Origin of the sequence: Streptococcus oralis, assembly GCF_001578705.1 — a bacterium.
Lineage (GTDB): Bacteria > Bacillota > Bacilli > Lactobacillales > Streptococcaceae > Streptococcus > Streptococcus oralis_J.
Window position 1 is genome coordinate 866,321 of record NZ_KQ969037.1, and the last position, 24,771, is coordinate 891,091.

General features: G+C 42.8%; 25 protein-coding genes, 1 tRNA gene, 1 riboswitch and 1 other annotated feature. Of the genes, 7 read left to right on the top strand and 19 right to left on the bottom strand.

The window, feature by feature from the left end:
• Positions 1–10: 10 nt before the first annotated feature.
• The 9 genes from SORDD05_RS04390 to SORDD05_RS04435 all read right to left on the bottom strand — a co-directional run bounded on the left by SORDD05_RS04390 (position 11) and on the right by SORDD05_RS04435 (position 10,427).
• Positions 11–577 carry an aminodeoxychorismate/anthranilate synthase component II gene (locus SORDD05_RS04390; RefSeq protein WP_033584314.1) on the bottom strand — a complete coding sequence of 189 codons (567 nt, stop codon included), beginning with the start codon at positions 575–577 and terminating at the stop codon, positions 11–13.
• Complete coding sequence (gene trpE, locus SORDD05_RS04395) at positions 574–1,935, bottom strand: anthranilate synthase component I (RefSeq protein ID WP_061417268.1); 1,362 nt, start codon at positions 1,933–1,935, stop codon at positions 574–576. Before trpE ends, SORDD05_RS04390 begins: the two co-directional genes overlap by 4 nt.
• A gap of 71 nt (positions 1,936–2,006) precedes the next feature.
• Positions 2,007–2,232 (bottom strand) — a binding site (T-box leader).
• Positions 2,229–3,407, bottom strand: coding sequence for a tryptophan synthase subunit beta (gene trpB, locus SORDD05_RS04405; protein WP_000208442.1), 1,179 nt, complete (start codon positions 3,405–3,407; stop codon positions 2,229–2,231). It overlaps the preceding feature by 4 nt.
• Positions 3,408–3,739: 332 nt before the next feature.
• Positions 3,740–4,969, bottom strand: a complete 1,230-nt coding sequence (locus SORDD05_RS04410) for a DegT/DnrJ/EryC1/StrS family aminotransferase (RefSeq protein WP_061417270.1) — start codon at positions 4,967–4,969, stop codon at positions 3,740–3,742.
• A gap of 42 nt (positions 4,970–5,011) precedes the next feature.
• Positions 5,012–5,704 (bottom strand): sugar transferase, encoded by a 693-nt coding sequence (locus tag SORDD05_RS04415; RefSeq protein ID WP_061417272.1) that lies wholly within the window; start codon positions 5,702–5,704, stop codon positions 5,012–5,014.
• A gap of 103 nt (positions 5,705–5,807) precedes the next feature.
• Positions 5,808–7,550 carry an ABC transporter ATP-binding protein gene (locus tag SORDD05_RS04420; RefSeq protein ID WP_061417274.1) on the bottom strand — a complete coding sequence of 581 codons (1,743 nt, stop codon included), beginning with the start codon at positions 7,548–7,550 and terminating at the stop codon, positions 5,808–5,810.
• Positions 7,540–9,285, bottom strand: a complete 1,746-nt coding sequence (locus SORDD05_RS04425; protein WP_061417276.1) for an ABC transporter ATP-binding protein — start codon at positions 9,283–9,285, stop codon at positions 7,540–7,542. The genes SORDD05_RS04420 and SORDD05_RS04425 overlap by 11 nt, the downstream gene beginning before the upstream one ends.
• Before the next feature lie 54 nt (positions 9,286–9,339).
• Positions 9,340–9,975: a DUF421 domain-containing protein gene (locus SORDD05_RS04430; RefSeq protein WP_061417278.1), complete on the bottom strand. Its 636-nt coding sequence runs from the start codon at positions 9,973–9,975 to the stop codon at positions 9,340–9,342.
• Positions 9,972–10,427 (bottom strand): DUF3290 family protein, encoded by a 456-nt coding sequence (locus tag SORDD05_RS04435; RefSeq protein ID WP_061417280.1) that lies wholly within the window; start codon positions 10,425–10,427, stop codon positions 9,972–9,974. The genes SORDD05_RS04430 and SORDD05_RS04435 overlap by 4 nt, the downstream gene beginning before the upstream one ends.
• 133 nt (positions 10,428–10,560) lie before the next feature.
• Here SORDD05_RS04435 and SORDD05_RS04440 point away from each other — a divergent pair, with 133 nt between their 5' ends.
• The 4 genes from SORDD05_RS04440 to SORDD05_RS04455 all read left to right on the top strand — a co-directional run bounded on the left by SORDD05_RS04440 (position 10,561) and on the right by SORDD05_RS04455 (position 14,218).
• Complete coding sequence (locus SORDD05_RS04440; RefSeq protein WP_061417282.1) at positions 10,561–11,388, top strand: exodeoxyribonuclease III; 828 nt, start codon at positions 10,561–10,563, stop codon at positions 11,386–11,388.
• 11 nt (positions 11,389–11,399) lie between these two features.
• Positions 11,400–11,786, top strand: a complete 387-nt coding sequence (locus SORDD05_RS04445) for a bleomycin resistance protein (protein WP_061417284.1) — start codon at positions 11,400–11,402, stop codon at positions 11,784–11,786.
• A gap of 132 nt (positions 11,787–11,918) precedes the next feature.
• Positions 11,919–12,014: riboswitch (purine riboswitch) on the top strand.
• 360 nt (positions 12,015–12,374) lie between these two features.
• Entirely contained in the window at positions 12,375–12,956 is a 582-nt protein-coding gene (locus SORDD05_RS04450) for a xanthine phosphoribosyltransferase (RefSeq protein WP_061417287.1), read from the top strand.
• A complete protein-coding gene (locus SORDD05_RS04455; RefSeq protein WP_061417289.1) occupies positions 12,956–14,218 on the top strand; it encodes a nucleobase:cation symporter-2 family protein in 1,263 nt (420 codons plus the stop codon). Before SORDD05_RS04450 ends, SORDD05_RS04455 begins: the two co-directional genes overlap by 1 nt.
• A gap of 321 nt (positions 14,219–14,539) precedes the next feature.
• Here the strand turns inward: SORDD05_RS04455 and SORDD05_RS04460 are convergent, their stop codons facing one another.
• Complete coding sequence (locus tag SORDD05_RS04460; protein WP_000262658.1) at positions 14,540–14,794, bottom strand: DUF3165 family protein; 255 nt, start codon at positions 14,792–14,794, stop codon at positions 14,540–14,542.
• Positions 14,795–14,813: 19 nt separating this feature from the next.
• Positions 14,814–16,655 carry a translational GTPase TypA gene (typA, locus tag SORDD05_RS04465; protein WP_000164117.1) on the bottom strand — a complete coding sequence of 614 codons (1,842 nt, stop codon included), beginning with the start codon at positions 16,653–16,655 and terminating at the stop codon, positions 14,814–14,816.
• A gap of 159 nt (positions 16,656–16,814) precedes the next feature.
• On the opposite strand from typA, the gene SORDD05_RS04470 reads away from it, so the two are divergent.
• On the top strand, positions 16,815–17,531 hold the full coding sequence (locus SORDD05_RS04470; protein ID WP_061417291.1) for a 16S rRNA pseudouridine(516) synthase: 717 nt from the start codon (positions 16,815–16,817) through the stop codon (positions 17,529–17,531).
• A 49-nt stretch (positions 17,532–17,580) separates the two neighbouring features.
• Here SORDD05_RS04470 and SORDD05_RS04475 read toward each other — a convergent pair whose 3' ends face one another.
• From SORDD05_RS04475 to SORDD05_RS04485, 3 genes are all read right to left on the bottom strand, one after another.
• Positions 17,581–17,808, bottom strand: a complete 228-nt coding sequence (locus SORDD05_RS04475) for a hypothetical protein (RefSeq protein WP_061417293.1) — start codon at positions 17,806–17,808, stop codon at positions 17,581–17,583.
• A gap of 71 nt (positions 17,809–17,879) precedes the next feature.
• On the bottom strand, positions 17,880–18,260 hold the full coding sequence (locus tag SORDD05_RS04480; protein ID WP_061417295.1) for a rhodanese-like domain-containing protein: 381 nt from the start codon (positions 18,258–18,260) through the stop codon (positions 17,880–17,882).
• Entirely contained in the window at positions 18,257–18,490 is a 234-nt protein-coding gene (locus tag SORDD05_RS04485) for a YqgQ family protein (protein ID WP_044135604.1), read from the bottom strand. Before SORDD05_RS04485 ends, SORDD05_RS04480 begins: the two co-directional genes overlap by 4 nt.
• Before the next feature lie 102 nt (positions 18,491–18,592).
• On the opposite strand from SORDD05_RS04485, the gene SORDD05_RS04490 reads away from it, so the two are divergent.
• Together SORDD05_RS04490 and SORDD05_RS04495 are read left to right on the top strand one after the other, a co-directional pair.
• Positions 18,593–19,501: a LysR family transcriptional regulator gene (locus SORDD05_RS04490; protein ID WP_001222578.1), complete on the top strand. Its 909-nt coding sequence runs from the start codon at positions 18,593–18,595 to the stop codon at positions 19,499–19,501.
• A gap of 57 nt (positions 19,502–19,558) precedes the next feature.
• Positions 19,559–21,358, top strand: a complete 1,800-nt coding sequence (locus tag SORDD05_RS04495) for an N-acetylmuramoyl-L-alanine amidase (protein WP_061417297.1) — start codon at positions 19,559–19,561, stop codon at positions 21,356–21,358.
• A 31-nt stretch (positions 21,359–21,389) separates the two neighbouring features.
• Here SORDD05_RS04495 and SORDD05_RS04500 read toward each other — a convergent pair whose 3' ends face one another.
• From SORDD05_RS04500 to SORDD05_RS04520, 5 genes are all read right to left on the bottom strand, one after another.
• Entirely contained in the window at positions 21,390–21,707 is a 318-nt protein-coding gene (locus SORDD05_RS04500; protein WP_061417299.1) for a hypothetical protein, read from the bottom strand.
• 189 nt (positions 21,708–21,896) lie between these two features.
• Positions 21,897–21,969: transfer RNA gene (locus SORDD05_RS04505), tRNA-Thr, on the bottom strand.
• A gap of 100 nt (positions 21,970–22,069) precedes the next feature.
• Positions 22,070–22,855, bottom strand: coding sequence for an ABC transporter permease (locus tag SORDD05_RS04510; protein ID WP_061417300.1), 786 nt, complete (start codon positions 22,853–22,855; stop codon positions 22,070–22,072).
• 1 nt (position 22,856) lies between these two features.
• The gene (locus SORDD05_RS04515) at positions 22,857–23,675 is read right to left on the bottom strand and encodes an ABC transporter permease (protein ID WP_061417302.1); all 819 of its coding nucleotides are present in this window, start codon (positions 23,673–23,675) and stop codon (positions 22,857–22,859) included.
• 1 nt (position 23,676) lies between these two features.
• Entirely contained in the window at positions 23,677–24,669 is a 993-nt protein-coding gene (locus SORDD05_RS04520) for an ABC transporter ATP-binding protein (protein WP_061417304.1), read from the bottom strand.
• Positions 24,670–24,771: the final 102 nt, after the last annotated feature.

Sequence of the window (24,771 nt, forward strand, 5' to 3'; positions counted from 1 at the left end):
CCTAGTTTCCTCACTTTACAACCTTCTCGATAAAATTCCGAATAGAAGACAAGCCATCTGGCGTTCCGATACTCTCTGGATGGTATTGGAAGCCATAAATCGGCAGGCTTTTGTGTTGAATTCCCATAATAGCCTGATCATCAGTCGAACGAGCTGTCACTTCAAAGTCTTCTGGCATTTCTTCAATCAAAATGCTGTGATAGCGCATGACTGGACGACCATCCTCAATGCCTTGATAGAGAACAGATGGCGCTTCAAAGCTGATATGGCTCTGTTTCCCATGCATGACCTTTGGAGCCAAACCTAACTTCCCACCAAAGACTTCTGCGATGGCTTGGTGCCCCAAACAAATCCCTAGAATCGGCTTCTTACCTGCAAAGTCACGAATCATGTCTTCCATCTTTCCAGCATCAACCGGCCAACCAGGACCGGGAGAAAAGACCAGACCATCTGCTTTTTCAGCTTCTTCATACAGCTTGGGATCATCATTTCTCAAGACCTGCACTTCTGCAAAATTCCCAATGTACTGCGCCAAGTTATAGGTAAAAGAATCATAGTTATCAATCAATAAAATCATGGTCTTATTTCTCCAATTCTAGTCATAGATTTTGCTTTGTTAATGGTTTCTTGGTATTCGTTTTGGGCAATAGAGTCGTAGACAATCCCTGCCCCAGCCTGCACATAGGCTGTTTGATTTTTGAGAATCATAGTTCGGATGGCAATGGCGAAATCCATATCACCCGTCGCAGACAAGTAGCCGATTGCTCCCGCGTATACACCACGTTTTTCTGTTTCCAGTTCATAGATCCGTCTCATAGCTCGAATCTTTGGAGCTCCTGACACTGTTCCTGCCGGAAGTGTAGCTTTCAAGGCATCCATGGCATTGAGTTCTGGAAGCAAACGTCCCTTGACCACGCTGGTCAAATGCATGACATAACGGAAGAGCTCCACTTCCATATACTTAGTGACTTGGACACTTGCCGTTTCAGCAATTCTACCGATATCGTTACGCCCTAAGTCTACTAACATTCGATGTTCTGCTGTTTCCTTCTCATCAGAAAGCAGGTCAGTCGCCAAGGCCTTGTCCTCTTCATCCGTAGCCCCTCTTGGTCGCGTACCTGCAATCGGATTGGTAGTTACGATGCTATTTTTGACAGAAACCAAACTTTCAGGACTGGCACCGATGATTTGATAATCCCCAAAATCATAAAAATAGAGGTAATTAGAAGGATTGGTCACGCGAAGATTTCTGTAGAAGTCAAATGGATTTCCAGTAACTTCTGCTGAGAAGCGTTGACTGAGTACACATTGGAACATATCCCCGTTACGAATCAAGTCTCGAGCGGTTTCCACCATTTCTTCAAACTTCTGAGAAGCAATATGCGGTTTGAAGTCCAGCGGAGATAAATCCAAGTCTTCAAATTCATTTGGAGCAGGGATGCGTAATTCTTCCAGCACTTGATTCAAGGCTTTTTCCAAGTCTTCTTGACTACGCTCGCTATAAAGAGCATCCTCGATAACATGGATTTTTTCCTTCTTGTGGTCAAAGACCATATAACTCTCATAGACAAAGAAATGCATGTCTGGCGTCCCAATGGTATCCTCAGGGATTTGACCGATTTCCTCATAGAGCGAAATCATATCGTAACCAACAAAACCAATGGCTCCTCCACCAAAAGGTAGGTCTGAATGGTGCTGGCTCTTATGTGTCACTTCATAAAGGTAATCCAAGGGATCCCGATCAATCACTTGCCCATTTTGATAGAGGACCCCATTTTCAAACTTAATCTCAAAAACAGGATTATAGGCTAGGATAGAAAAACGAGCGGTTTCCTTGTCTCTCGGAATACTCTCTAGGATCACCTTATGTTGCCCCTTTAAGCGCATATAAGCCAAGATTGGTGATAAGACATCTCCATGAATGATTCGTTCCATTGTAATTTCCCTTTCAGTTCTACTTCTAGTCCGTGGTGACTGTATGAAAAATCCCCACGCAAAATAACTTGCGTGAGGACGAAATTCGCGGTGCCACCTCAATTATAGGATTTCTCCTATCTCTCATTCCTGTCTCAGAAAGCTCCTGTAACAGGCTGTGCGATAAAGGGCACTCCCTTGAGAATTATGTTTTCTTCTCTTGTTTCAGATGGACCCAACCTTACAGCTTTCTCTGCTTGTTTCCAGCAACCACAAGCTCTCTGTGAAAGAAAGGACTGTAATTTTTCCATCTTTTATTTTTTAGCTTCTAGGTAGTCTGCAATGGCAGCTACGTCCTTGTCTCCACGACCAGAGACATTGATGATGATAATGTCATCTTTACTTAGTTTTGGTGCACGTTTGACTGCTTCTGCGATAGCGTGCGAACTTTCGATCGCTGGGATAATTCCTTCTGTCTTGCTTAGAAGGAGCAGGGCTTGGACAGCTTCTTCATCTGTCGCTGCCACATATTCCACGCGACCTGAATCTTTAAAGTAGGCGTGTTCTGGGCCAACCCCTGGATAGTCCAAACCAGCTGAGATAGAGTAAACTGGCGCCAGCTCTCCATCTTCCTTAAAGACTGCATAGGTTTTCATTCCGTCAACAATTCCGACACTACCTTTTGTCATAGTTGCTGCGTGCTTGTCTGTATCAAGTCCATGCCCAGCAGCTTCAACCCCAACCAATTTGACTTCTTCATCAGCCACATACTGCGAAAAAGCACCGATGGCATTGGAACCACCACCTACACAGGCAATAACGTAGTCTGGCAAGCGTCCTTCTTTTTCTAAGATTTGACGACGAGATTCTTCACTGATGACCTTTTGGAATTCATGAACAATGGTAGGATAAGGATGAGGGCCTACAGCAGATCCCAAAACGTAGAAGGCTTCAAGGTCATTCATCCATGCTCCAAAGGCTGCATCAACCGCATCCTTAAGGGTACGAGTTCCAGTTTCAACCGCGTGAACAGTTGCTCCCATCATCTCCATACGGAAGACATTGAGACGTTGACGCTCCACATCTTCTGCCCCCATGTAGACATCACAAGCCATACCAAACTTGGCTGCAGCAGCCGCTGTCGCAACACCGTGCTGACCAGCTCCTGTTTCTGCAATCACTCGTTTTTTGCCCATACGTTTGGCAAGAAGAATTTGTCCTAAAACATTGTTGAGCTTGTGAGAACCAAGATGGTTAAGATCTTCTCGCTTGAGATAAATCTTAGCCCCACCTAGGTGGTCTGTCAAACTTTCCGCAAAATAAAGCGGTGTTTCGCGACCAGAATAATCCTTCAAGTAATGGCGAAATTCTGCCAAAAACTCTGGATCATCCTTGTACTTGTCAAATGTCACTTCCAACTCATCCAACAAAGCCTGAATTGGCTCCGGTACAAAACTACCACCAAATTGTCCAAAATAACCTTTAGTTGTCATAAATTTTTCCTCTTTCAGTATTAATTTAAAGATATGAAAAAAGCCCACACACAGAATCTACTTCCGTGTGAGGGCGTTGGTAACGCGGTGCCACCTCAATTATAAAGGGACTATTCCCCTTTACATCTCTGCCTTGTCTAACAACAAGTTGCACTGTAAGGTGTGCGCACCGAATTTTCATTGTTTCAAATTCATTTTTAAAATCAGCCCACTTTCACTACTTCCAACCACCTGTTCACAATCACCACAGGCTCCCTGAAGATCAAAAATAGTTACTTTTCTGATTTGTTGAGAATATTATATGCTATTGTCCGCTTTTTGTCAAGATTTTTTTATGAATTTTTTCCAGAACCAAGGATTTCTTCAGAAATTCTCACCAAAGTCTTAACGATATAGTCTACTTCTTCATCGCTTAATTTAGTATGAAGAGGAAGCGTAATTTCATTTTCAAAGAAGGCATAGGCTCTTGGATAATCTGCCATATCAAAACCAAGATTCTTATAGGCTGTCAGGAGAGGAAGCGGTTTGTAGTGTACATTACTTGCAATTCCTGCTTTGGCCAATTCTTGAATGATGAGGTTGCGTTCTTCTAGACTTGCTCCTTCTACATGGGTGATGTAGAGGTGACGACAAGATTCAACAGTATCAGTCTTGTGTGCCAATGGGTGAATACGAGTACCCGCAAAACCACGATCATAGCGGCCCACGATGTCCTTACGACGTTGTAGCAAAGCTGGGTAACGGTCCAATTGTACCAAACCAATCGAAGCCATGATATCCGTCATGTTGCACTTGTAGGCAGGTGTTACGATATCGTATTCCCATGAACCTAGTTGCATCTTGGCAAGAGCGTCTTTGGTTTGACCATGAAGAGATAGGATTTGGAATTCCTTGTACATTTCTTCGTCGTCAATTGCTGGATTGGCCTTCCAAGTCGCACTTCCTCCCTCAGCCGTTGTAAAGTTTTTAACAGCATGGAATGAGAAGGAAGTAAAGTCAGCGATAGAACCAGCAGGCTGTCCTTTATAAGTAGATCCCAAAGCGTGGGCACTATCAGAGACAATCACAATACGGTTAAAGGCCTTTTGCCACTTGCTTGAAGCGGTAAAAAGGTCACGTTTTTTCTCCACAACTTGGAATAAACGGTCATAGTCGCAAACAATTCCTGCAAGCTCTACTGGAATGATAACCTTAGTCTTTTCAGTAATGGCTTGCTCAAGCAAGTCATAGTCCATCTCAAAAGTATCTGCTTGGATATCCACCATGACAGGTGTTGCTCCTACGTGAGTGATGACACTACATGAAGCTGTATAAGTCATAGCTGGAACGATGACTTCATCCCCAGGTCCCACTTCCAAAACACGCAAAATCAACTCAAGGGCGGCAGTCGCAGAGTTGAGGCAGACAGTCTTAGGTGTCTGTGTGTATTGGGACAAGCGACGCTCCAGTTCTTTTGTCTTAGGACCTGTTGTGATCCAACCAGAACGTAGGGTATCCGCTACTTCAGCAATTTCAGCTTCCGTAATATCGGGTGGTGAAAATGGAATATTGTAATTTGGCATTGATTTGCTCCTTTTATCTGTACTCATTTTCTCATGACTACTTTATTTTAGTACCTCAAACACGGTTTGAAACATGATTTTGATGTCTCCAAGGAAACTAAACTCTCGGAGATAGGCGAGGTTATAGCGCATCTTTTCAGGAAGGACATGATCTACATAGGCTTGGTCAACTGATAGACCTTTCTCCGTCATTTGACTGATGATGGTGTCCTCATCCTTGTAGTTGATGCTGGCTGGAGAGGTGATTCCTGCTGGCAAGAGCAAGGTCGCCATCATTTCAGGGCTATACTGCTCCGTGTAACGTGGCACCTCAGGTCGTGTGCCTACAAAGGACATCTCACCTTTAAGGACATTGACCAGCTGAGGCAGTTCATCCAAGCGCACACGACGAATGAAATTTCCTACTTTGGTAATGCGGCTGTCGTTAGCTGAAGTCACCAGGCTTCCTTTTTTATCCGCATCCGTTACCATAGTACGGAACTTCCAAATCTTGAACGAACGGTTGTACTGGGTCACGCGCTCTTGTTTGTAAATGACAGGTCCCTTGCTATCCAACTTGATCCAAATGCTCAAGACAAGAAAGATGGGAGAAGTCAAAACTAGCAAAAACAGGGCCAGAACCCAGTCCAGGCAACGCTTGAAAATCAGCGAACCCTTCCTTTTAGAGACAAGCTGGTAGTAAGACTCAACCTCGCTTGATTGCATTTCCACGGGCAAGTCTTCCCATTTCAGCATGCTGTTTCTCCTTTGTTTTCATTATACTATTTGTCAACATTTTTCATTATACCACAAAATGGAAAAGGCGGTGCAAGAAAGCTGTAATTTGGAGGAATTCTTATTAGGACATGGCCCCTGCCTGTAAGCTATACATCTTGTAATAGGTTCCTCCCAGGGCCAAGAGTTCCTCATGGGTTCCACTCTCGATGATGCATCCCTTGTCCAAGACATAGATGCAGTTGGCATCTTGGATAGTTGAAAGGCGATGAGCGATGGCAATGGTTGTTCTCCCCTGTCTCATCTTAGCCAGAGAATCTTGAACCAAGCTTTCTGTTTCAGAGTCAATATTGGCTGTCGCTTCATCCAAAATCAGGATTTTAGGCTGACTGGCGACTGTTCTAGCAAAGGCAAGAAGCTGGCGCTGTCCAGTAGAAAAGCTCGAACCACGCTCGGAAACAGGAGCATCATAGTCCAGAGGAAGATCCTGAATAAAGGAATCTGCATCGACAAAGGCAGCCGCAGCCTGGACCTCTTCATCACTAAGATCTTGGTACATGGCGATATTGGACTTGATAGTCCCGTGATAGAGGAAGGGATCCTGCAAGACCAGACCGATGTTCTTTCTCAGCTCTTCCTGACTGTAGTTCCTGATATCCACATCATCCAAGAGAACTCGCCCTGACTGAAATTCATAAAAACGCATGAGGACATTGATAATCGAAGATTTCCCCGAACCTGTATGACCTACAAAGGCAATAGTTTCCCCCTTCTTAACTGAAAAGGAAATATCATCCAGGATTTGGTGTTTGCCATCATATGAGAAACACACATGTTCAAAACGGATATTGCCTTCTTTGATTTTGGCTTGCCCATTTTCTTGAAGAGGCTCATAGTTCGTCTCGTCAATCAAGGCAAAAACACGACCTGCAGACACCATGGACGTTTGAAGGGTTGAAAAGTTTTGCGTCACCTCAATCAAAGGATCAAAGAGACGATTGATATACTGGATAAAGGCATACATGGTTCCGGCCGTTATCCCGATAGAAAGTCCACGGTAGCCAAAGTAGGCCATCAAAACGGCGTAGCCTAGGAGTTTCAGCAAACTCATGGCAGGTCTCAAAAAGAGGGCATCCAAGGCTACAGATCGGTTAGCATAGACCAAGTGTTCTTGGTTGATTTCATCAAATTCTGCCTGCAGGCGCTTCTCTTGATTAAAGGCCTGGATAATTCTGATTCCTTCGATGTTTTCTGCCAGCTTACTATTGATATCTGATAAGAGACTTCTGGTTTTCTCGATAATCTTGACTGACCTTTTCCGATAGAGATTGACCAAAAGGAAAATCAAGGGAAGAAAGAGCAAGACTAAAGCTGTCAAACGAAAATCCAGTACCAACATGGTATACAGAGTTGTCAGAAAGATGAAAACTGCTGAAATAAAGCTGGATAAAATCCCCGAAAACATATCACTGATGGTCTCGGTATCATTGGTCAAACGAGAGACGATGGAACCTGCTGGCGTCTTGTCAAAATAAGACATGCCCAGCTTCTCCATATTGGCAAAGGCATCACGACGAATGTCTCTGACAATACTGTAAGACACCCGCGCAAAGAGAAGATTGCCGACGTACTGGACCAGAGTTTGCAGGAGATAAAGACCATAGTAGGCCAGCAAAACGGTCACGGCAAGTTGGTTAAGATTGCTGAGATACTGGTCGATAAAGTGGGAAGCTACAAGGGGAATGACACTTTTAATGACCGTCGTCGCGAGGAGAAAACTTAATGCCAAAAAGGTCAGAAGACCATAAGGCTTGAGATAGGACAGTAGGCGTTTTAACACAGCCCATTGTTCTTGTTTATTCTGCATCTTCTTCTCCATTCATTTCCAACTGCTGAGACTGGTATGTTTGGGCATACCAGCCATCCATGGCTAGCAGGTCTTCGTGCGTGCCACGTTCGATAATCTGTCCATTTTGCAGAACCAAAATCAAATCTGCATGGACAACTGCACTGAGACGATGGGCTGTGATGATAGTTGTCTTATCCTTCCGCGTCTCCTTGAGATTGTCAATAATCGCATACTCCGTCTTGGCATCCACTGCTGACAAGGAATCATCTAGAATCAAGATATCAGGGTCTAAAATCATAGCCCGACTCATGGCCAGACGTTGCTTTTGACCACCTGAGAGACTGACTCCTTTTTCACCGATAACTGTATCAAATCCCTGAGGCATGTCTACAATATCTTGGTAAACTTGGGCTAGCTTAGTCGCTTCCTCAACTGCTGAAAGGGGCAAGTTCGGATTGCCGAAGCGGATATTGTCTAAGATAGAGGTCGCAAAGAGGAACTGATCCTGAGGAACATAGCCCATGAGACTGCGAAGGTCTGTCAGACGATAATTCCGAATATCATGACCGTTTAGATAAATGGCTCCCTTATCAACATCATACTCACGCAAGAGCAGTTTGATTAGAGATGTTTTCCCAGAGCCTGTTTGTCCAACCAAACCCAGCGTTTGCCCTTTTTCCAAACTAAAGTAAATAGCATTCAGTGTCTCCTCATCTTCAAAGGCAAAGCTTTCAACGGCATACTCCAAGCGCCCATTTTCAATACCGTCCAGAGGAAATTCAGGATCTTTTACAGGTGATTCCTGAGATAAAAGATCCTCAATTCGTTGATAGGACACCTTGCCTCTCTGAGTGATATTAAAGAGGAAACCAATAGCCATAAGAGGCCAGACCAACATATCCAAATAACTGATAAAGGTGACTAGATTTCCAACCGTGATCTGCCCCTCCTGAAACATCAAGGAACCGACCAAAAGGGTTAAAACATAGGAGGAACCAACAAACAAGAGAACCATAGGGTCAAAGAGACTATCGTATTTCATGGTTTGAAGATTCTTTTGAAAGGTCAATTCATTAACCACCTGAAAGGACTCAAGCTCATCAGCCTGATAACCGAAAGATTTGGTCACTTTGATACCTGATACAGACTCCTGCACCTTGTTATTGAGCTCAGAAAAGGCTGCCTGTGACTCGCCAAAGGCCTTGTGAGTCTTTCTCCCTAGACGACTGGTCGCATAAGCCATGAAAGGCAGGGGGAGAATAGCAACTAGTGTCATCTGCCAAGAAATGCTAAAGAGCATGGTCAACAAAGTCACCAGTGCCGTGATAGAGGCATCCACTGCTGACATGACTCCGCCACCTGCTAAACGGGTTAAGGCGTTGATATCATTGGTGGCGTGTGCCATCAAGTCCCCCGTCCGATAGGTCTGATAAAAGGCTGGCGACATTTTTGTGAAATGCTCAAACAAGCGAGACCGCATAATCTGTCCCAGACGGTAGGAAGTTCCGAGGATATACATGCGCCAAACATAGCGCAGATAGTACATCCCAAAGGCTGCCAGCAGCAAATAAAATAGATTAAGAAGGAGGTCCTGCTGGGTTAATTTCCCCGATGTAATGGCGTCAATCACCCGCCCCATGACCATGGGGGGGATGAGATTAAGGACGGAAACCAAGACCAAGGCCACAATCCCGACTAGATAACGGCGCTTTTCTAACTTGAAAAACCACCAGAGTTTTTGAATAATGGACATAAACTCCCTTTCTGATTGCAAATGGAAACCTGAGGCAGAGACCTCAGGTTTTTCTTATTCATAGGTTACGACTGAGACGACACCCTTGTCATACTCAGCGATAAAGATATTGGCTACATTGTCATGTCCTTGTTTGCTGAGGTTATCAAGCAGCCATTCTTCGCTCCGACCAATGGTCTCCAAAATTTCGACTTGGATAACACCGTCTGTGACAACAGGATACTTGGGATTCTCATCTCCCATTTGGACTACGATGAGTTGACCGTTTTGCTCCTGCATAGCGCGTTTGACTTGTTTCATTTGGAAAATTCCCTGACTACGGAGCTTAAGAGCTACGTCCGCTGCTGATAAACCAACCGAACGGCAGGCTTCTGGATCAATCTTCCCATTTTTGATGAGCAGGGTTGGCTTCCCATCAATTAAACGTTTCACAAAGTGAACATTGTTGTTAAGCCATTTGAGAGTCAAGACCAGAATGGTCCATATAATCAGGATAACTGCATACTGAAGGATACTGATAGCGCTATTGTAAATCACCCCACCGATGATCCCCCCGAGTACATAGTTCTGAATTTGATCTATTGCTGAGTTAGGCGCTAGGTTGCCCTTTCCTGTCACATTAATCACGAAAACCAGAGAAAAGAGCCCCAAGGCTAGTTTGATTAAAATTTCGATATAATTAAGTGTCATTTGTTCACCTCCACCAATTCGATAGCGTCTGTTTGATGCAATTCTAATTTCTCTAAAAGATACTTGTCTGGTTGGCTCCCGTTCATGGCACGGTAGAAATCTGAACCTACCTTGACAAGCGCTCCATCAGTGGCAGCTGAAGTATTGACATAAACTTCTGATTTATCCACTCCCAAGTCTTTGGAAACAACCTCTATGAAATGAAGTGAAGTTTGAAATTGGTTGTTTGAGGCTTGATTGGTCTGGTATTTTGAAATCGTCACCAAAAGCATGGCTACCAAAGTCAAGGCCAAAATCATGACCAATTCCCGAAATTTAGTTCCCTTTTTATCTCGATAAGCCTTAAAAGCAAAAAATCCTGTGATAGCTAGGAGCACAATCCCAAAGCCAATCATAATTCCATTTTGTTGACTGATTTGGCTAAGCACATAGTCATATGAGTAAAATTTCATTTATTTTCACTCCCTTTCATATAATCATTCTTAATTATAAACGAAAGAGGGTGATTTTTCAAACCATACGTTGGGGAAATGCGCCTTTTTTTGGTATAATATAGTCTGTAATCTGAATGAAAAAGGTAACTTTATGAAACTCATCTCATGGAACATTGATTCCCTCAATGCAGCCCTAACGAGCGACTCAGCTCGTGCAAAATTGTCCCAAGAAGTCCTACAAACCTTGGTAGCCGAAAATGCTGATATTATCGCCATTCAAGAAACCAAGCTTTCTGCAAAAGGGCCTACAAAAAAACACCTAGAAGTACTTGAAGAACTCTTCCCAGGTTATGAAAACACTTGGCGTTCCTCTCAAGAACCTGCTCGCAAAGGCTACGCTGGAACCATGTTCCTCTATAAGAAAGAACTCACACCAACGATCAGCTTCCCAGAGATTGGTGCCCCGTCTACCATGGACTTGGAAGGCCGCATCATCACCTTGGAATTTGACACATTTTTCGTGACCCAAGTTTACACTCCAAACGCTGGCGATGGCCTCAAACGCTTGGAAGAACGTCAAGTCTGGGATGTCAAATACGCTGAGTATTTGGCGCAACTAGACAAAGAAAAACCAGTCCTCGCAACTGGCGACTACAATGTAGCCCACAAGGAAATCGACTTGGCCAATCCAGCCAGCAACCGCCGTTCACCTGGATTTACAGACGAGGAACGTGCTGGGTTTACCAACCTTTTAGCAACTGGATTTACAGACACCTTCCGCCACATTCACGGTGATGTCCCAGAGTGCTACACGTGGTGGGCGCAACGCAGCAAGACTTCTAAAATCAACAATACAGGCTGGAGAATCGACTACTGGCTCACTAGCAACCGCATCGCTGACAAGGTGACCAAGTCAGACATGATTGACTCAGGAGCTCGTCAAGACCATACGCCGATTGTATTGGAAATTGAATTTTAAGGAGAAAGCTAATGGACTATCAAGCTGTCATCCCCGAATTTGTGGTGTCCAACATCGAAAAGTCGCGCTACTTCTACTGCGACTTGCTGGGATTTTCTGTCGAATACGAGCGTCCAGAGGAGAAATTTCTCTTCCTCTCGCTTGAAGACTGCCAACTTATGCTAGAAGAAGGCAGCACAGAAGAATTAGCCCAACTAACCTATCCTTTCGGGCGCGGTGTCAATATTTCCTTTGGCATTGAAGATGTCCCTCAGCTCCACCAAAAACTGCTGGAAGCTGACTATCCTATCCATCGTCCGCTGACCAAAAGAGAATTTCGAGTGGGAGATAGCTTTATTTACCCTCATGAATTTGCAGTCTTGGATCCAGATGGCTATTTTTTAAGATTTAGCGAGTAGAATATTCGAAACCTACAATACTGTATCGTCTTGTAGGTTTCTGTTTGTTCGCTTTTTTCATCTAAACGTCAACAAAATATTTGATTTCTAAAGTTATTTAGTGTAAAATAATAACATTAACGCTTGGACGTTTTATTATAGTACCATTTTACTTGTTTATGTCGTGAATTGGCACGACGTTTCTACAAGGTGCCGAAACACCTAACAATGAGTATGTCAGCTGAAGGTATGGTTTTGGCCATGCCTATTTTGGGGACTTACTTAGGGGATTAAGTAGGTCCTTTTTGAATATTTTTGTTAAATCACGCCTTTAAGTGTAAACTAAATATTTTTAATATTTCCCTTAATTAGTGCGGACGGGAGCAACTTCCTTCGGAATTTCATCCCTAATTTTTGAGCCAAAAGTCTCAAAAATCCCGTCATAGACAATAACAAGATTATTGTCTATGATACCACTACGGCGGGAAATATTTGATAAAACTCGCTTCGCTCGTACTAGTTTTATCAAATATATAGTACTAGCAAACTGGTTCACTATAGAAATATTTAACCAACAAGTAAACTTGCTTTTAGACTTTAGGAGGTCTTATGAAATTATTAGAAGAGCGCATCCTTGAGGATGGGCATATCTTGGGGGACAACATCCTCAAGGTGGATTCCTTTTTAACCCACCAAGTTGACTTTAGCTTGATGCGAGAGATTGGTAAGGTTTTTGCGGAAAAATTCGCTGCTGCTGGCATTACCAAGGTCGTGACCATTGAAGCTTCAGGGATCGCCCCAGCTGTTTTTACAGCTGAAGCCTTAGACGTTCCCATGATTTTCGCAAAGAAAGCTAAAAACATCACCATGAACGAAGGCATCCTAACTGCTGAAGTCTACTCCTTTACCAAGCAGGTGACCAGCACCGTTTCCATCGCTGGAAAATTCCTCTCACCTGAGGACAAGGTCTTGATTATTGACGATTTCCTAGCAAATGGACAAGCTGCCAAAGGCTTGATCCAAATCATCGAACAGGCCGGAGCTAAAGTCGAAGCCATCGGTATCGTGATTGAAAAATCTTTCCAAGATGGTCGTGATTTGCTTGAAAAAGCTGGCTATCCAGTTCTATCACTCGCTCGTTTGGAACGTTTTGAAAACGGTCAGGTCGTATTTAAGGAGGCAGATCTCTAATGCAAAAACAAGAAAAACACTCGCAAGCAGCCGTTCTTGGCTTGCAGCACTTACTAGCCATGTACTCAGGTTCTATCCTAGTTCCCATCATGATTGCGACAGCTCTTGGCTATTCAGCTGAGCAGTTGACTTACCTAATCTCCACAGATATCTTCATGTGTGGGGTGGCCACCTTCCTCCAACTTCAACTCAATAAATACTTTGGTGTCGGACTACCAGTCGTTCTCGGAGTTGCCTTCCAATCCGTTGCGCCCTTGATTATGATTGGTCAGAGTCACGGTAGTGGTGCTATGTTTGGTGCCCTTATCGTTTCTGGGATTTATGTGGTTCTGATTTCAGGCATTTTCTCAAAAGTAGCCAATCTCTTCCCCTCTATCGTAACAGGATCTGTTATTACCACGATTGGTTTAACCTTGATTCCTGTTGCTATTGGAAATATGGGAAATAATGTTCCAGAGCCAACTGGTCAAAGTCTCTTACTTGCTGCTATCACTGTTCTGATTATCCTCTTGATCAACATCTTTACCAAAGGATTTATCAAGTCTATCTCCATTTTGATTGGTCTGGTTGTTGGAACTGCCATTGCTGCCACTATGGGCTTGGTTGATTTCTCCCCTGTTGCGGCAGCACCGCTTGTCCATGTTCCTACTCCCCTCTACTTTGGGGTGCCAACTTTTGAAATCTCCTCTATTGTCATGATGTGTATCATTGCAACGGTGTCTATGGTTGAATCCACCGGTGTTTATCTGGCCTTGTCTGATATTACCAATGACCCAATCGACAGCACGCGCCTTCGCAACGGTTACCGCGCAGAAGGTTTGGCCGTACTTCTCGGAGGAATTTTTAACACCTTCCCTTACACAGGATTTTCACAAAACGTTGGTTTGGTTAAATTATCAGGTATCAAGACTCGTCTGCCAATCTACTATGCAGCTGGTTTCCTAGTCCTCCTTGGACTCCTTCCTAAGTTTGGAGCCCTAGCTCAAATCATTCCGAGTCCTGTCCTTGGTGGTGCTATGCTGGTTATGTTTGGTTTTGTTTCCCTTCAAGGGATGCAAATCCTCGCCCGCGTTGACTTTGCTAACAATGAACACAACTTCCTTATCGCAGCTGTTTCAATCGCTGCAGGTGTCGGACTCAACAATAGTAATCTCTTCGTCAGCATGCCAACAGCCTTCCAAATGTTCTTCTCAAACGGAATCGTCGTGGCAAGCCTCCTCGCCATTGTCCTCAATGCAGTATTAAATCGGAAAAAGAAATAAAAAAAGAGGTACGAACCTCCAGATTGAAGAAAAGTTCATTTTGGACGATTTCTTCAATCTTTTTCTTTCGGTCCAAAATAAGACTACCCTTGAAAAAGTTGGAATAATAGTCCTTCTGAGAAAATATACGTTAAATCAGAAATTAAATTATTTCCAAAATAATTGTAAAAGTATCCACTTTCTAATAGGTTGTTCAAAAAGTTTTAAAAATCATAAAAACGCATAATATCAGGCATTCAAAAACCTTAATATTATGCGTTTTATCAGGGAAAAATTTGCTAGATTTTCTCCTCAAATTGAGTCATTACCCAGCCTCTTCTATTATCTTCTTTTACCCTTTTTTACAGGCATGAGCGTAATATCTCTCAAGCTAAAGTAGGCTAGAGCCAGCATGGCGATTGTGACAAAGAATTCTGTTGGTAACTGGAAGATTTGCAAGATGGACAACATCAGCAAAATCAAGAGTGCAACAACTAAAAAGACCAAGATAACGATGTTGACTGTTCCTTTGATACTTTGGGGTGTCGCAAATACATAGAGTAGTAATAAGAGTATCCCTATGATTAAATAGACCATCTTTATCTCTTTCTAGCTGTTACTCAGCTGATTTTTTCTTTTTGTTGGCTTTCTCACGCTCTGCCTTATTGAGGATTTGCTTACGCAAACGGATAGACTCAGGCGTTACTTCCATGTACTCATCGTCGTTCAAGAACTCAAGTGACTCTTCAAGGGTCAAGATACGAGGTGTCTTAATAACAGCAGTTTGATCCTTGGTAGCTGAACGAACGTTGGTCATTTGTTTGGCTTTGGTGATATTCACTGTCAAGTCATTCTCACGAGAGTTTTCACCGATGATCATTCCTTCATAAACCTCAGTACCTGGGTTTACAAAGATCGTACCACGTTCTTCGATAGACATGATTGAGTATGTTGTAGCCTTACCAGCATCAATGGAAACAAGGGCTCCACGGTGACGACCACCGATTTCACCTGGAATCAATGGCAAGTATTGGTCAAAGGTATGGTTCATGATACCGTAACCACGAGTCATTGACAAGAACTCAGTTGAATATCCGATCAAACCACGCGCTGGAACTAGGAAGACCAAACGAGTTTGACCATTACCAGTTGAAATCATATCCAACATTTCACCTTTACGTTCAGAAAGGCTTTGGATAACAGATCCTTGGTATTCTTCTGGAGTATCGATTTGAACACGTTCAAATGGTTCACATTTAACACCATCAATCTCTTTTACAATAACTTCTGGACGAGATACTTGAAGTTCATATCCTTCACGACGCATAGTTTCGATAAGGATAGACAAGTGCAATTCTCCACGACCTGAAACAGTCCATTTATCTGGTGAATCAGTTGGGTCAACACGAAGGGAAACGTCTGTTTGCAATTCTGCTTGCAAGCGTTCTTCCACCTTACGAGACGTTACCCATTTACCTTCCTTACCAGCAAATGGTGAGTTGTTGACCAAGAAAGTCATTTGAAGAGTTGGCTCATCGATGTGTAGGATTGGAAGAGCTTCAACTGCGTCTGTCGGAGTAATGGTTTCACCGACAAAGATGTCTTCCATACCGGATACAGCAATCAAGTCACCTGCTTTGGCTTCTTGGATCTCACGACGTTCTAAACCAAAGAAACCGAAAAGTTTTGTAACACGGAAGTTCTTCGTTGTACCATCTAGTTTAGAAAGGGTAACTTGGTCTCCAACTTTCACACTACCACGGAAGACACGTCCGATACCGATACGACCTACGAAGTCATTGTAGTCCAAAAGTGACACTTGGAACTGCAAAGGCTCATCTGAATTGTCGACTGGAGCTGGAATATGGTCAATGATGGTATCAAAGATTGGTGCCATTGTTTTTTCTTGATCAGCAGGATCGTCAGAAAGCGAAGAAGTTCCATTGATAGCTGAAGCATACACAACTGGGAAATCAAGCTGATCATCATCTGCACCAAGCTCAATGAAGAGCTCCAAAACTTCGTCCACTACTTCTGCCGGACGAGCTGATGGTTTGTCGATTTTATTAACAACCACGATTGGGACAAGGTCTTGTTCCAAGGCTTTTTTCAATACGAAACGAGTTTGTGGCATGGTTCCTTCGTAGGCATCTACGACCAAAACAACACCGTCAACCATTTTCATGATCCGCTCAACTTCTCCACCGAAGTCCGCGTGTCCTGGCGTATCCATGATGTTGATACGAGTTCCGTTGTAAGCAACAGCTGTATTTTTAGCAAGGATGGTAATTCCACGCTCTTTTTCGATATCGTTTGAGTCCATAGCGCGCTCTGCTAATTCAGTACGTGCATCAAGAGTTTCAGACTGCTTCAATAATTCGTCAACGAGGGTTGTTTTACCGTGGTCAACGTGGGCGATAATCGCAATGTTACGGATATCTTCTCTTAATTTTGTCATGATTTCCTCTAATATTTTAAATTTTTATTTCTAACTGAACAATTATACCACAGTCTCATTCAAAAATCACAGTTCAGCTAAGTGTAAATGTTTTCACTCTGCTTTTCTAAGCAAGGCAACTCTTTTCAAAGTCAGAGACTTATGATAAGATAAGCTGGTATGCGTTTAGATAGATTATTAGCCCAAGAAAAGGTCAGTCGCAAGGCTATGAAACAGGCTCTATTAAAAAAAGAAATCTTAGTGGACAATTGTCCAGCCAGCTCACTCGCTCAAAATGTCGACACTGGATTGCAGAAATTAGTCTTTCAAGGACGACAAATCCAAGGCTACGAGCACAACTACCTCATGCTTCATAAGCCAAACGGAGTCGTTACAGCTAGCAAGGATAAGAAACTTCCAACCGTCATGGACCTCCTTCCACCTGACAGCCAGTCTGACCAGCTCTATGCTGTCGGCAGATTAGACCGCGATACCACGGGGCTGCTGCTTTTGACAGACAATGGACCTCTTGGTTTTCAGCTCCTCCATCCCCAGTACCATATCGATAAATCCTATCAAGTGGAAGTCAACGGACCACTCACGTCAGACCATATCCAAAAATTCAAGGATGGAATTGTCTTTTTAGATGGGACCACTTGTAAACCTGCTCAGCTTGAAATTCTGTCCGCAAGCCCAACAGAGAGCCGGGCCTCCATCACTATCTCTGAGGGCAAATTTCATCAAGTCAAGAAGATGTTTCTATCAGTTGGTGTCAAGGTGACTGCCCTAAAACGAGTCCAGTTCGGCGATTTTACATTAGACCCAGAACTAGCAGAAGGGCAATACCGTCCCTTGAATCCAGAGGAATTGGAAATCATTAAAAACTACTTAGAGTAAAGTGGATAAAAGAAAAAAGCTTTATATTTAAAGCTTTTTTGTTTTTTGCTTATCTAAAAAAGATTGTAATGGCTAGAATCCAGTTAAGAGCAGAAAGAACAATACCTACAATAGATACAATTCTCTCTGTTTTAAAGTCTAAGCCAGATTCTTTTTGAAGTTCATTAGCAAACAATACACCAGTGATACCTAAACCAATACCTCCCAACGGAAACAACAAGCTAAGAATGATAGATAGGATACCCACTAAAAGCGGGTTTTTCTTCTTTTCTTGCATATTCTAAAAACTCCTTAAAATGTTTATTAATTTAGTATATGAGACCGACTTTATCAACTTTTTCCTTGATCTTAGCTAGTCTTGACCTTCCCGTTCCAAGAATCCAATCCATAAGAAAGGATATAAATCTCAGAGAAACCTTGTTTTTTCAGATAAAGTGCTGCATTGGTCACTCGTTGTCCGCGTTGGTTTTCGTAGAGAAGGACAGGTTTATCCTTGCGAAGGGCTGCAAGGCTTGACTTCAACTGATTTGAAGGAATATTGCGAGCTCCGAGGATATGTTTTCTGTGAAATTCTGCTGGTTCACGGACATCAATTAGCTGACCTTTCCGAATCAAGGCTTCAAACTCTGCATTATCCACAATCTTAGCCGCGCGACGAATACGAAGGTAGTTATAACCCATCCATGCCGCCATCGCTAGTACAATTCCCCATAAAATCCAAATTGTCATAAGTTCTTATCTCCATTTTTCTCTATGTAGTCTAATTCTATCTTGTGCTCTCTACGAAGAACAGCTTCCGCCTCTAAATAGTCTAACTTATCCATCAGACCTGCATCATAGATCCGAGAGAGTTCAAGCTTCATCAGTTCAATATCATACAAGCGCTTCCCCATGTAAACAATAATGCCAAACTGTTTGAGAAATTGCTGCACATCATAGAATGTTTTCATAGCTTCCATTCTAACAGATTTTAGACATTTTTTCAATACTGGACCGGCTCTTTCCCCCGATTTCCTTCGTCTTCATTGCCCATTCTTCCGCAAGTGTGGTACAATAAAAACATGAGAATTCAACAACTACACTATATTATCAAAATCGTCGAAACTGGCTCTATGAATGAAGCAGCCAAGCAACTCTTTATCACCCAACCCAGTCTCTCCAATGCCGTTCGAGATTTGGAAAATGAAATGGGTATTGAAATTTTTATTCGTAATCCCAAGGGCATTACCTTGACCCGTGATGGGATGGAGTTTCTCTCCTATGCCCGTCAAGTTGTCGAGCAAACCCAGCTTCTGGAGGAACGCTATAAAAACCCTATCGCCCACCGCGAACTCTTTAGCGTTTCCTCTCAACACTATGCCTTTGTGGTCAATGCCTTTGTATCGCTACTTAAGAAAAGTGATATGGAAAAATACGAGCTTTTCCTTCGTGAAACTCGGACTTGGGAGATTATCGACGATGTCAAGAACTTCCGTAGTGAAGTCGGTGTCCTCTTTTTGAACAGTTATAATCGTGATGTTTTAACAAAAATGCTAGATGACAACCACCTCTTGGCGCACCACCTCTTTACCGCTCAACCCCATATCTTTGTCAGCAAGACCAACCCTCTAGCTAAAAAAGACAAGGTCAAACTGGCTGATTTGGAAGACTTCCCGTACCTCAGTTATGACCAGGGGACGCACAACTCCTTCTACTTTTCAGAGGAGATTCTTTCACAAGAGCACCACAAGAAATCCATCGTAGTCAGTGACCGTGCCACCCTCTTTAATCTTTTGATTGGTTTGGATGGTTACACCATTGCAACAGGGATTTTGAACAGTAACCTCAACGGAGACAATATCGTTTCCATTCCACTGGACATTGACGACCCGATTGAACTGGTCTATATCCAGCATGAAAAAACTAGCCTATCTAAGATGGGCGAACGCTTTATCGAATACTTACTAGAAGAAGTTCAGTTTGATAATTGATAAACTGCCAGACATATTTTATAATATTTCTTAGAAAAAAATGATTGGAGAATATCGTTGAAAAAGTTTATATTGGCAAGTGCTGTTGTCCTTTCAATAGCAGGATTGGCACAGGCACCTATCTATGCGGAAGAAAACAATGCTAATCCTCCTGCCACCACCGAGCAAAGCAACTCTAAGGAAGATAAGAAAGATCTTTCAATTAAAAATGAAGAGGAGACTACAACACTTCCAAAAGACAAGATAAAAGAAGAAGCCCCTAAAAAAGATGGATGGCAGGAAGAAAACAAACACTGGCGTTTCTATGAAAACAATCAACCTGTCCTCAAATGGAAAAAAATTCAAGATAAGTGGTACTATTTTGACAACGATGGAAACCGACTCAGTGATACCATTTTTGATGGCTATGTTCTCAATAAAGACGGGGTCATGGTAGAAAATGGCTGGGTAGCTCTTGAGGGTAAATGGTACTACGTCAGTGAGTCTGGAAAAATCATCCAACAAAAATGGAAAAAAATCGGAGGAGTTTGGTACTACTTTGACAAAGATGGCGTCATGCTTAGTCAGACAATCGTTGATGGTTATCTCCTTACTAAAAGTGGGGCTATGGCGGAGAATGGCTGGGTAAAGGTTGACCAAAATTGGTATTATGTCACACCATCTGGCAGAATCTCGCAAGACAAATGGGAGAAAATTAATGGTTCATGGTATTATTTTGACAAAAACGGCGTGATGCTCAGCAAAACGACCGTTGGTGCTTACCTGCTCGGCAGTAGCGGGGCTATGGCGGAAAACTCCTGGGTGAGAATCAATGAAAATTGGTATTACGCTAATGAATATGGGAAATATAGCCAAGACAAATGGGAGAAAATCAAGGGAACTTGGTATGCTTTTGAACAAAATGGTGTCATGCTTTCCAATAAATGGAAAGGAAGCTATTACCTCAAATCTAGTGGAGCCATGGCTGAAAAAGAGTGGATCTTTGACAAGGCCTACAACAGTTGGTTCTATCTAAAAGCGAATGGAACCTATGCGGCTCGTGAATGGATTGGAGCTTACTATCTCAAGTCTGGTGGCTATATGGCCAAGAATGAGTGGATTTATGACGACTATTACAAGGCTCGTTACTATTTGGACGATAGCGGACATTATGTATCAGGGACCTATAAGATCGACGGCAAGGAACATTTGTTCCAAAAATACGGTCAATGGATTTCTGAAGTTTCAACAGAAGGTGGATTTGTAAAAGGTCAATACAGCAATACCATTTTCCTAGATCCTGGGCATGGTGGTCGGGATTCAGGTGCCTTTTACTACAATGTAGCTGAAAAAGATCTCAACATGCAAATCTATCGCAAACTTCGCGCTAAGCTAGAAGAACTAGGCTACAAGGTCCTCACCTCTCGTGACAGTGATATCGATGTTGATTTTAAGACTGAGCGTTCAAGAATGGTAAATAAAACCAACTCTGATATCTTTATCAGTATCCATTTCAATGCTACTGGAAACATTCACTCAAAAGCGAGCGGTATTCAAACCTACTCCTATAGCGATGAACCTGATTATCCAAGTAAGATTAATAAATACTGGCACAATCACCCTGATCGTATGAGTGAAAGCAAGCGCCTCGCTGCTGCTATCCACTCCTCTCTCCTTGCAGAAACAGGTGCCAAGGATGCTGGCTTATTGGAAAGTAGCTTCGCCGTACTACGCGAAACTGCCAAACCAGCCGTCCTCCTAGAACTTGGTTATATGGATAATTTCACTGAAAATCAACGGATTCGTGATGATCGATACCAAGATAGACTAGTCGCAGGTATTGTGAAAGGCATCCAAAAATACTACGCTGGTAAATAAAAACAAAGTCTCGAGAAACTTCGAGACTTTTCTATTTGCCTTCTTTTTTATCTTTATCAGGAAAGAGGTAGCCAAGTCCTACACAAGCTAGCACACCGGCTCCAATCACCAAACCACTTGAAATTGGCAAAAGATCCAAGATAGCATTTGCAATGATAAAGGCAATAATCAGGCACATCAGGCTAGCCTTGTAGTCTTTTTTCAAAAGATTTTCTAAAGTGAAATAGAGGAACAATCCTACCGGAATGAGTGACCAGAGGTTGACATCCAAACTTGGCCATCCAACAAACCCGAAATACAATACTAGCGCTGCTGCTACTAAAAATACAAGTCCCAATAATTTTTTCATTTTTTTGTCTCCATTTTCTTTTTTTATTGACTTGAGTTATCTGATACTGACTCCTCACATCCCTTACATGAATCATTATAGCAGAGGATTTTTTCAAGAACAAGGCCTTTTGCCTATCTGGTCTATATCTCGGTCTAAGTGGTTGAATAGTAGTGATAAAGAAAGAAGCCCATTAGGGCTTCTTGATTTTGCCGATTGCAGGGCTTGAACCTGTGACCTACGCGTTACGAGTGCGTTGCTCTACCAACTGAGCTAAATCGGCGATTACCCTTTTAGTATAGCACTCTGAAAATAGATGTCAAGAAATTTTCATCACCATTAGAAAAAGCCTGTCCTAAGACAAGACTTTGAGTCTCTTAAACTTACGAACCCGCACTTTCGTAGGCTTCCAAGCCCCTCTCCCAGAGTTTTAGAGAGATGCCAAAGAAGATAAGAGAAATCAGAATCAAACCACCGATATTAAAGAGTCCATCCTTGTCCTGCAAGAAATAGCTGGCAGGATAGTAGGCCGTAAAGGCGAAAGGCACGATAAAGCTAATCAACCAACGAAGAAGCGAATTGTAAATGGAAATAGGATACTTGGCAAAGTCATTGAACATATAAAAAATGTAAATCATGGCGCCTGACTGCTTGGTCCAAAAAGCGATACTGGCTGTCGCAATTTTCAAGGAAGTATAAATCAGGGTCGCAAAAGGAATACAGACTAGGAAAAGTAAGAATTTGGGAAGAGTCCAAGCAATGCTAGTCACTGTTGTTCCCAGTAGGATACCACCGACCAAGAGTTCGCCCAAGGCATCAATCTGAAAGGTTTCAACTAGGATATGAAAGAGAGGATTGATAGGACGCGTCAGATACTTGTCAAATTCCCCTTTTCGCACCAAGCGCTGTCCCAGTGCCCATAGATTGTCAAAAAAGAGATGGTCCAAGCCCTTGGGAATCAAGGAAAAACCATAGATAAAAGCAATTTCTTGAAAAGTCCAGCCTTCTAGCGAGGGGATGTGTTGAAAGATGACATTGAGAAACAGGAGGTTCAGACCTTGAGTCAGAAAGACTCCCAAGACACCAACCACAAAATCCACCTTGTACTCCATGATTTGCTTGATGTATTGTCTGATAAAAATCAGATGCATGCGCTGATATTTTTTCATACTAACCTCCCTGAATGGTGATAAATGACTGGACTCGTTTCCAGATCAACTGAGACAAGCCCACCATCACTATGAGCCAGAAAAACTGCAAAACGAGCGCCTGAAGAATCTGACTAGCATCGTATTTCCCAACAATGATCATGACCGGAGTATAAATCAAGGATGAAAAAGGCAAGAAGGACAGAATATCTGAAACGGTTTTAGGAAAGAAAGCCAAGGGAATCAAACTTCCAGACATAAAGGCAACTATTGACGTCTTGAGTAGATTGGAACCCCATAGATTTTTAAACACAAAGGCTGAAAAACCAAAACAGATATTAAAGAAAAAGTTGATCAGGTAGGCTAGGGTTAAGCTAAAGAGATATAGGACGGTTAATCCCAGTACTTCTAAAATGCCTTGCCCAGATAAGATTTTCATCAAAACGATGACACTTAAAAATGGAAGGCCAACGCTGATAAAAATCAACCACTTGGAACCAAGTTCTGTGAAAAGATAAGAGGCTGCAAAATGCACTGGTCGCAACAAACGCATGATAATGGAACCATCCTTGACCTCCTCTCCAATCATAAAAGAAGAATCCGATCTGGTCAAAAGATTGGTCACAAAACTCATAATGATGTAGAGGGTGATATCTGCCATGCTGAAACCCTGAATCAAAGACTCTTGCGAGGAATCAAAGACTGCCTTCCAGAGATAAAAGGCCACAAAAGCACCCATGACATCGCCAATTCGATAAAGAAGAAAGTTGACTCGATAGGTGATCAACTCCTGAATCCCTGCATTAATAAAGGGGTTATAACGTCTCCACAATTTGACCATCTTAGAGCTCCTTTCGATAGAAGCGACGGATAATATCCTCAATATCCGTATCCATCATCTTCAAATCACGGACTTCAAAATCAGACAAGGTTTGCTTGATAATATCTGCCGACTGGTAGCACGAACTATCAAATTCAATATTGAGACTGTTTCCTTGTCTATCAATGGTCATATCAGGCATGCCTTCATAGTGAGAAAGGAGATGACTTTGCCCTGGTACCAGTTCAAAGGAAAGAGTCTTCATCTTGCCAAAGGTTTCCTTGAGCTGGCTCACCGTTCCATCAAAAATCTCCTGCCCCTTGTCAATCATAAAAATTCGATCACAGAGTTGCTCAATATCGCTCAGGTCGTGAGTGGTCAAGAGAATGGTAGTCTCTTCCTCTTGATTGATCTGGGTAATGGCGCGACGAATGTTATCTTTGACCGAAACGTCCAAACCAATAGTCGGCTCATCTAAAAAGAGAACTTTGGGATTGTGAAGCAAGGAAGCAGCAATATCTGCCCGCATCCGTTGTCCCAGTGAGAGAGTTCGCACGGGATCCTTGATAAATTCCTTCAAATCCAAGACTTCATTCAAAAAGTCCATGCGTTTATGGAAGAGCGAGTCTGGCACATCGTATATCTCTTTCAAAACCGTGTAGGTCTCTTGCAGCGCCAGATCCCACCATAACTGAGTTCGTTGTCCAAAGACAACTCCGATATCCTTGACATAATCTTGGCGATTATCCTGCGGAATCTTGCCGTTAATCCGACAAAAACCAGATGTCGGTTTCAAAATCCCGGTCAGCATTTTGATGGTTGTCGACTTCCCAGCGCCATTTGCCCCAATAAAACCTAAAATCTGCCCCTTGGGAACCTCAAAGGTCAAATCTTTAACCGCTTCAAAGGTCTGCTTTTCGGGATGAATAAAGGAGCGCAAAGCTCCCTTCAACCCCGGTTCCTTCACTGTCTTCACAAAATTTTTCTGAAGATGTTCCACTTCTATCATTGCCATATCTATCTCCCCTTAGTAAGAAATCAACAAACCGTGTCCTCTAAACACAAAAAGCCAATTTCTCATCTCCTAAAATCTGCCTTCTTTATCACATTAGAAGGC

Excerpts from the sequence above, each read along its gene's own strand:
- SORDD05_RS04435 (WP_061417280.1), bottom strand. The coding sequence starts at position 10,427 with ATGAAATTTTACTCATATGACTATGTGCTTAGCCAAATCAGTCAACAA.
- SORDD05_RS04470 (WP_061417291.1), top strand. The coding sequence starts at position 16,815 with ATGCGTTTAGATAGATTATTAGCCCAAGAAAAGGTCAGTCGCAAGGCT.
- SORDD05_RS04485 (WP_044135604.1), bottom strand. The coding sequence starts at position 18,490 with ATGGAAGCTATGAAAACATTCTATGATGTGCAGCAATTTCTCAAACAG.
- SORDD05_RS04420 (WP_061417274.1), bottom strand. The coding sequence starts at position 7,550 with ATGCAGAATAAACAAGAACAATGGGCTGTGTTAAAACGCCTACTGTCC.
- SORDD05_RS04510 (WP_061417300.1), bottom strand. The coding sequence starts at position 22,855 with ATGAAAAAATATCAGCGCATGCATCTGATTTTTATCAGACAATACATC.
- SORDD05_RS04515 (WP_061417302.1), bottom strand. The coding sequence starts at position 23,675 with ATGGTCAAATTGTGGAGACGTTATAACCCCTTTATTAATGCAGGGATT.
- SORDD05_RS04430 (WP_061417278.1), bottom strand. The coding sequence starts at position 9,975 with ATGACACTTAATTATATCGAAATTTTAATCAAACTAGCCTTGGGGCTC.
- trpB (WP_000208442.1), bottom strand. The coding sequence starts at position 3,407 with ATGACAACTAAAGGTTATTTTGGACAATTTGGTGGTAGTTTTGTACCG.
- SORDD05_RS04490 (WP_001222578.1), top strand. The coding sequence starts at position 18,593 with ATGAGAATTCAACAACTACACTATATTATCAAAATCGTCGAAACTGGC.
- SORDD05_RS04480 (WP_061417295.1), bottom strand. The coding sequence starts at position 18,260 with ATGACAATTTGGATTTTATGGGGAATTGTACTAGCGATGGCGGCATGG.
- SORDD05_RS04455 (WP_061417289.1), top strand. The coding sequence starts at position 12,956 with ATGCAAAAACAAGAAAAACACTCGCAAGCAGCCGTTCTTGGCTTGCAG.
- SORDD05_RS04445 (WP_061417284.1), top strand. The coding sequence starts at position 11,400 with ATGGACTATCAAGCTGTCATCCCCGAATTTGTGGTGTCCAACATCGAA.
- SORDD05_RS04475 (WP_061417293.1), bottom strand. The coding sequence starts at position 17,808 with ATGCAAGAAAAGAAGAAAAACCCGCTTTTAGTGGGTATCCTATCTATC.
- SORDD05_RS04415 (WP_061417272.1), bottom strand. The coding sequence starts at position 5,704 with ATGCTGAAATGGGAAGACTTGCCCGTGGAAATGCAATCAAGCGAGGTT.
- SORDD05_RS04500 (WP_061417299.1), bottom strand. The coding sequence starts at position 21,707 with ATGAAAAAATTATTGGGACTTGTATTTTTAGTAGCAGCAGCGCTAGTA.
- trpE (WP_061417268.1), bottom strand. The coding sequence starts at position 1,935 with ATGGAACGAATCATTCATGGAGATGTCTTATCACCAATCTTGGCTTAT.
- SORDD05_RS04520 (WP_061417304.1), bottom strand. The coding sequence starts at position 24,669 with ATGGCAATGATAGAAGTGGAACATCTTCAGAAAAATTTTGTGAAGACA.
- typA (WP_000164117.1), bottom strand. The coding sequence starts at position 16,655 with ATGACAAAATTAAGAGAAGATATCCGTAACATTGCGATTATCGCCCAC.
- SORDD05_RS04440 (WP_061417282.1), top strand. The coding sequence starts at position 10,561 with ATGAAACTCATCTCATGGAACATTGATTCCCTCAATGCAGCCCTAACG.
- SORDD05_RS04460 (WP_000262658.1), bottom strand. The coding sequence starts at position 14,794 with ATGGTCTATTTAATCATAGGGATACTCTTATTACTACTCTATGTATTT.
- SORDD05_RS04410 (WP_061417270.1), bottom strand. The coding sequence starts at position 4,969 with ATGCCAAATTACAATATTCCATTTTCACCACCCGATATTACGGAAGCT.
- SORDD05_RS04425 (WP_061417276.1), bottom strand. The coding sequence starts at position 9,285 with ATGTCCATTATTCAAAAACTCTGGTGGTTTTTCAAGTTAGAAAAGCGC.
- SORDD05_RS04450 (WP_061417287.1), top strand. The coding sequence starts at position 12,375 with ATGAAATTATTAGAAGAGCGCATCCTTGAGGATGGGCATATCTTGGGG.
- SORDD05_RS04390 (WP_033584314.1), bottom strand. The coding sequence starts at position 577 with ATGATTTTATTGATTGATAACTATGATTCTTTTACCTATAACTTGGCG.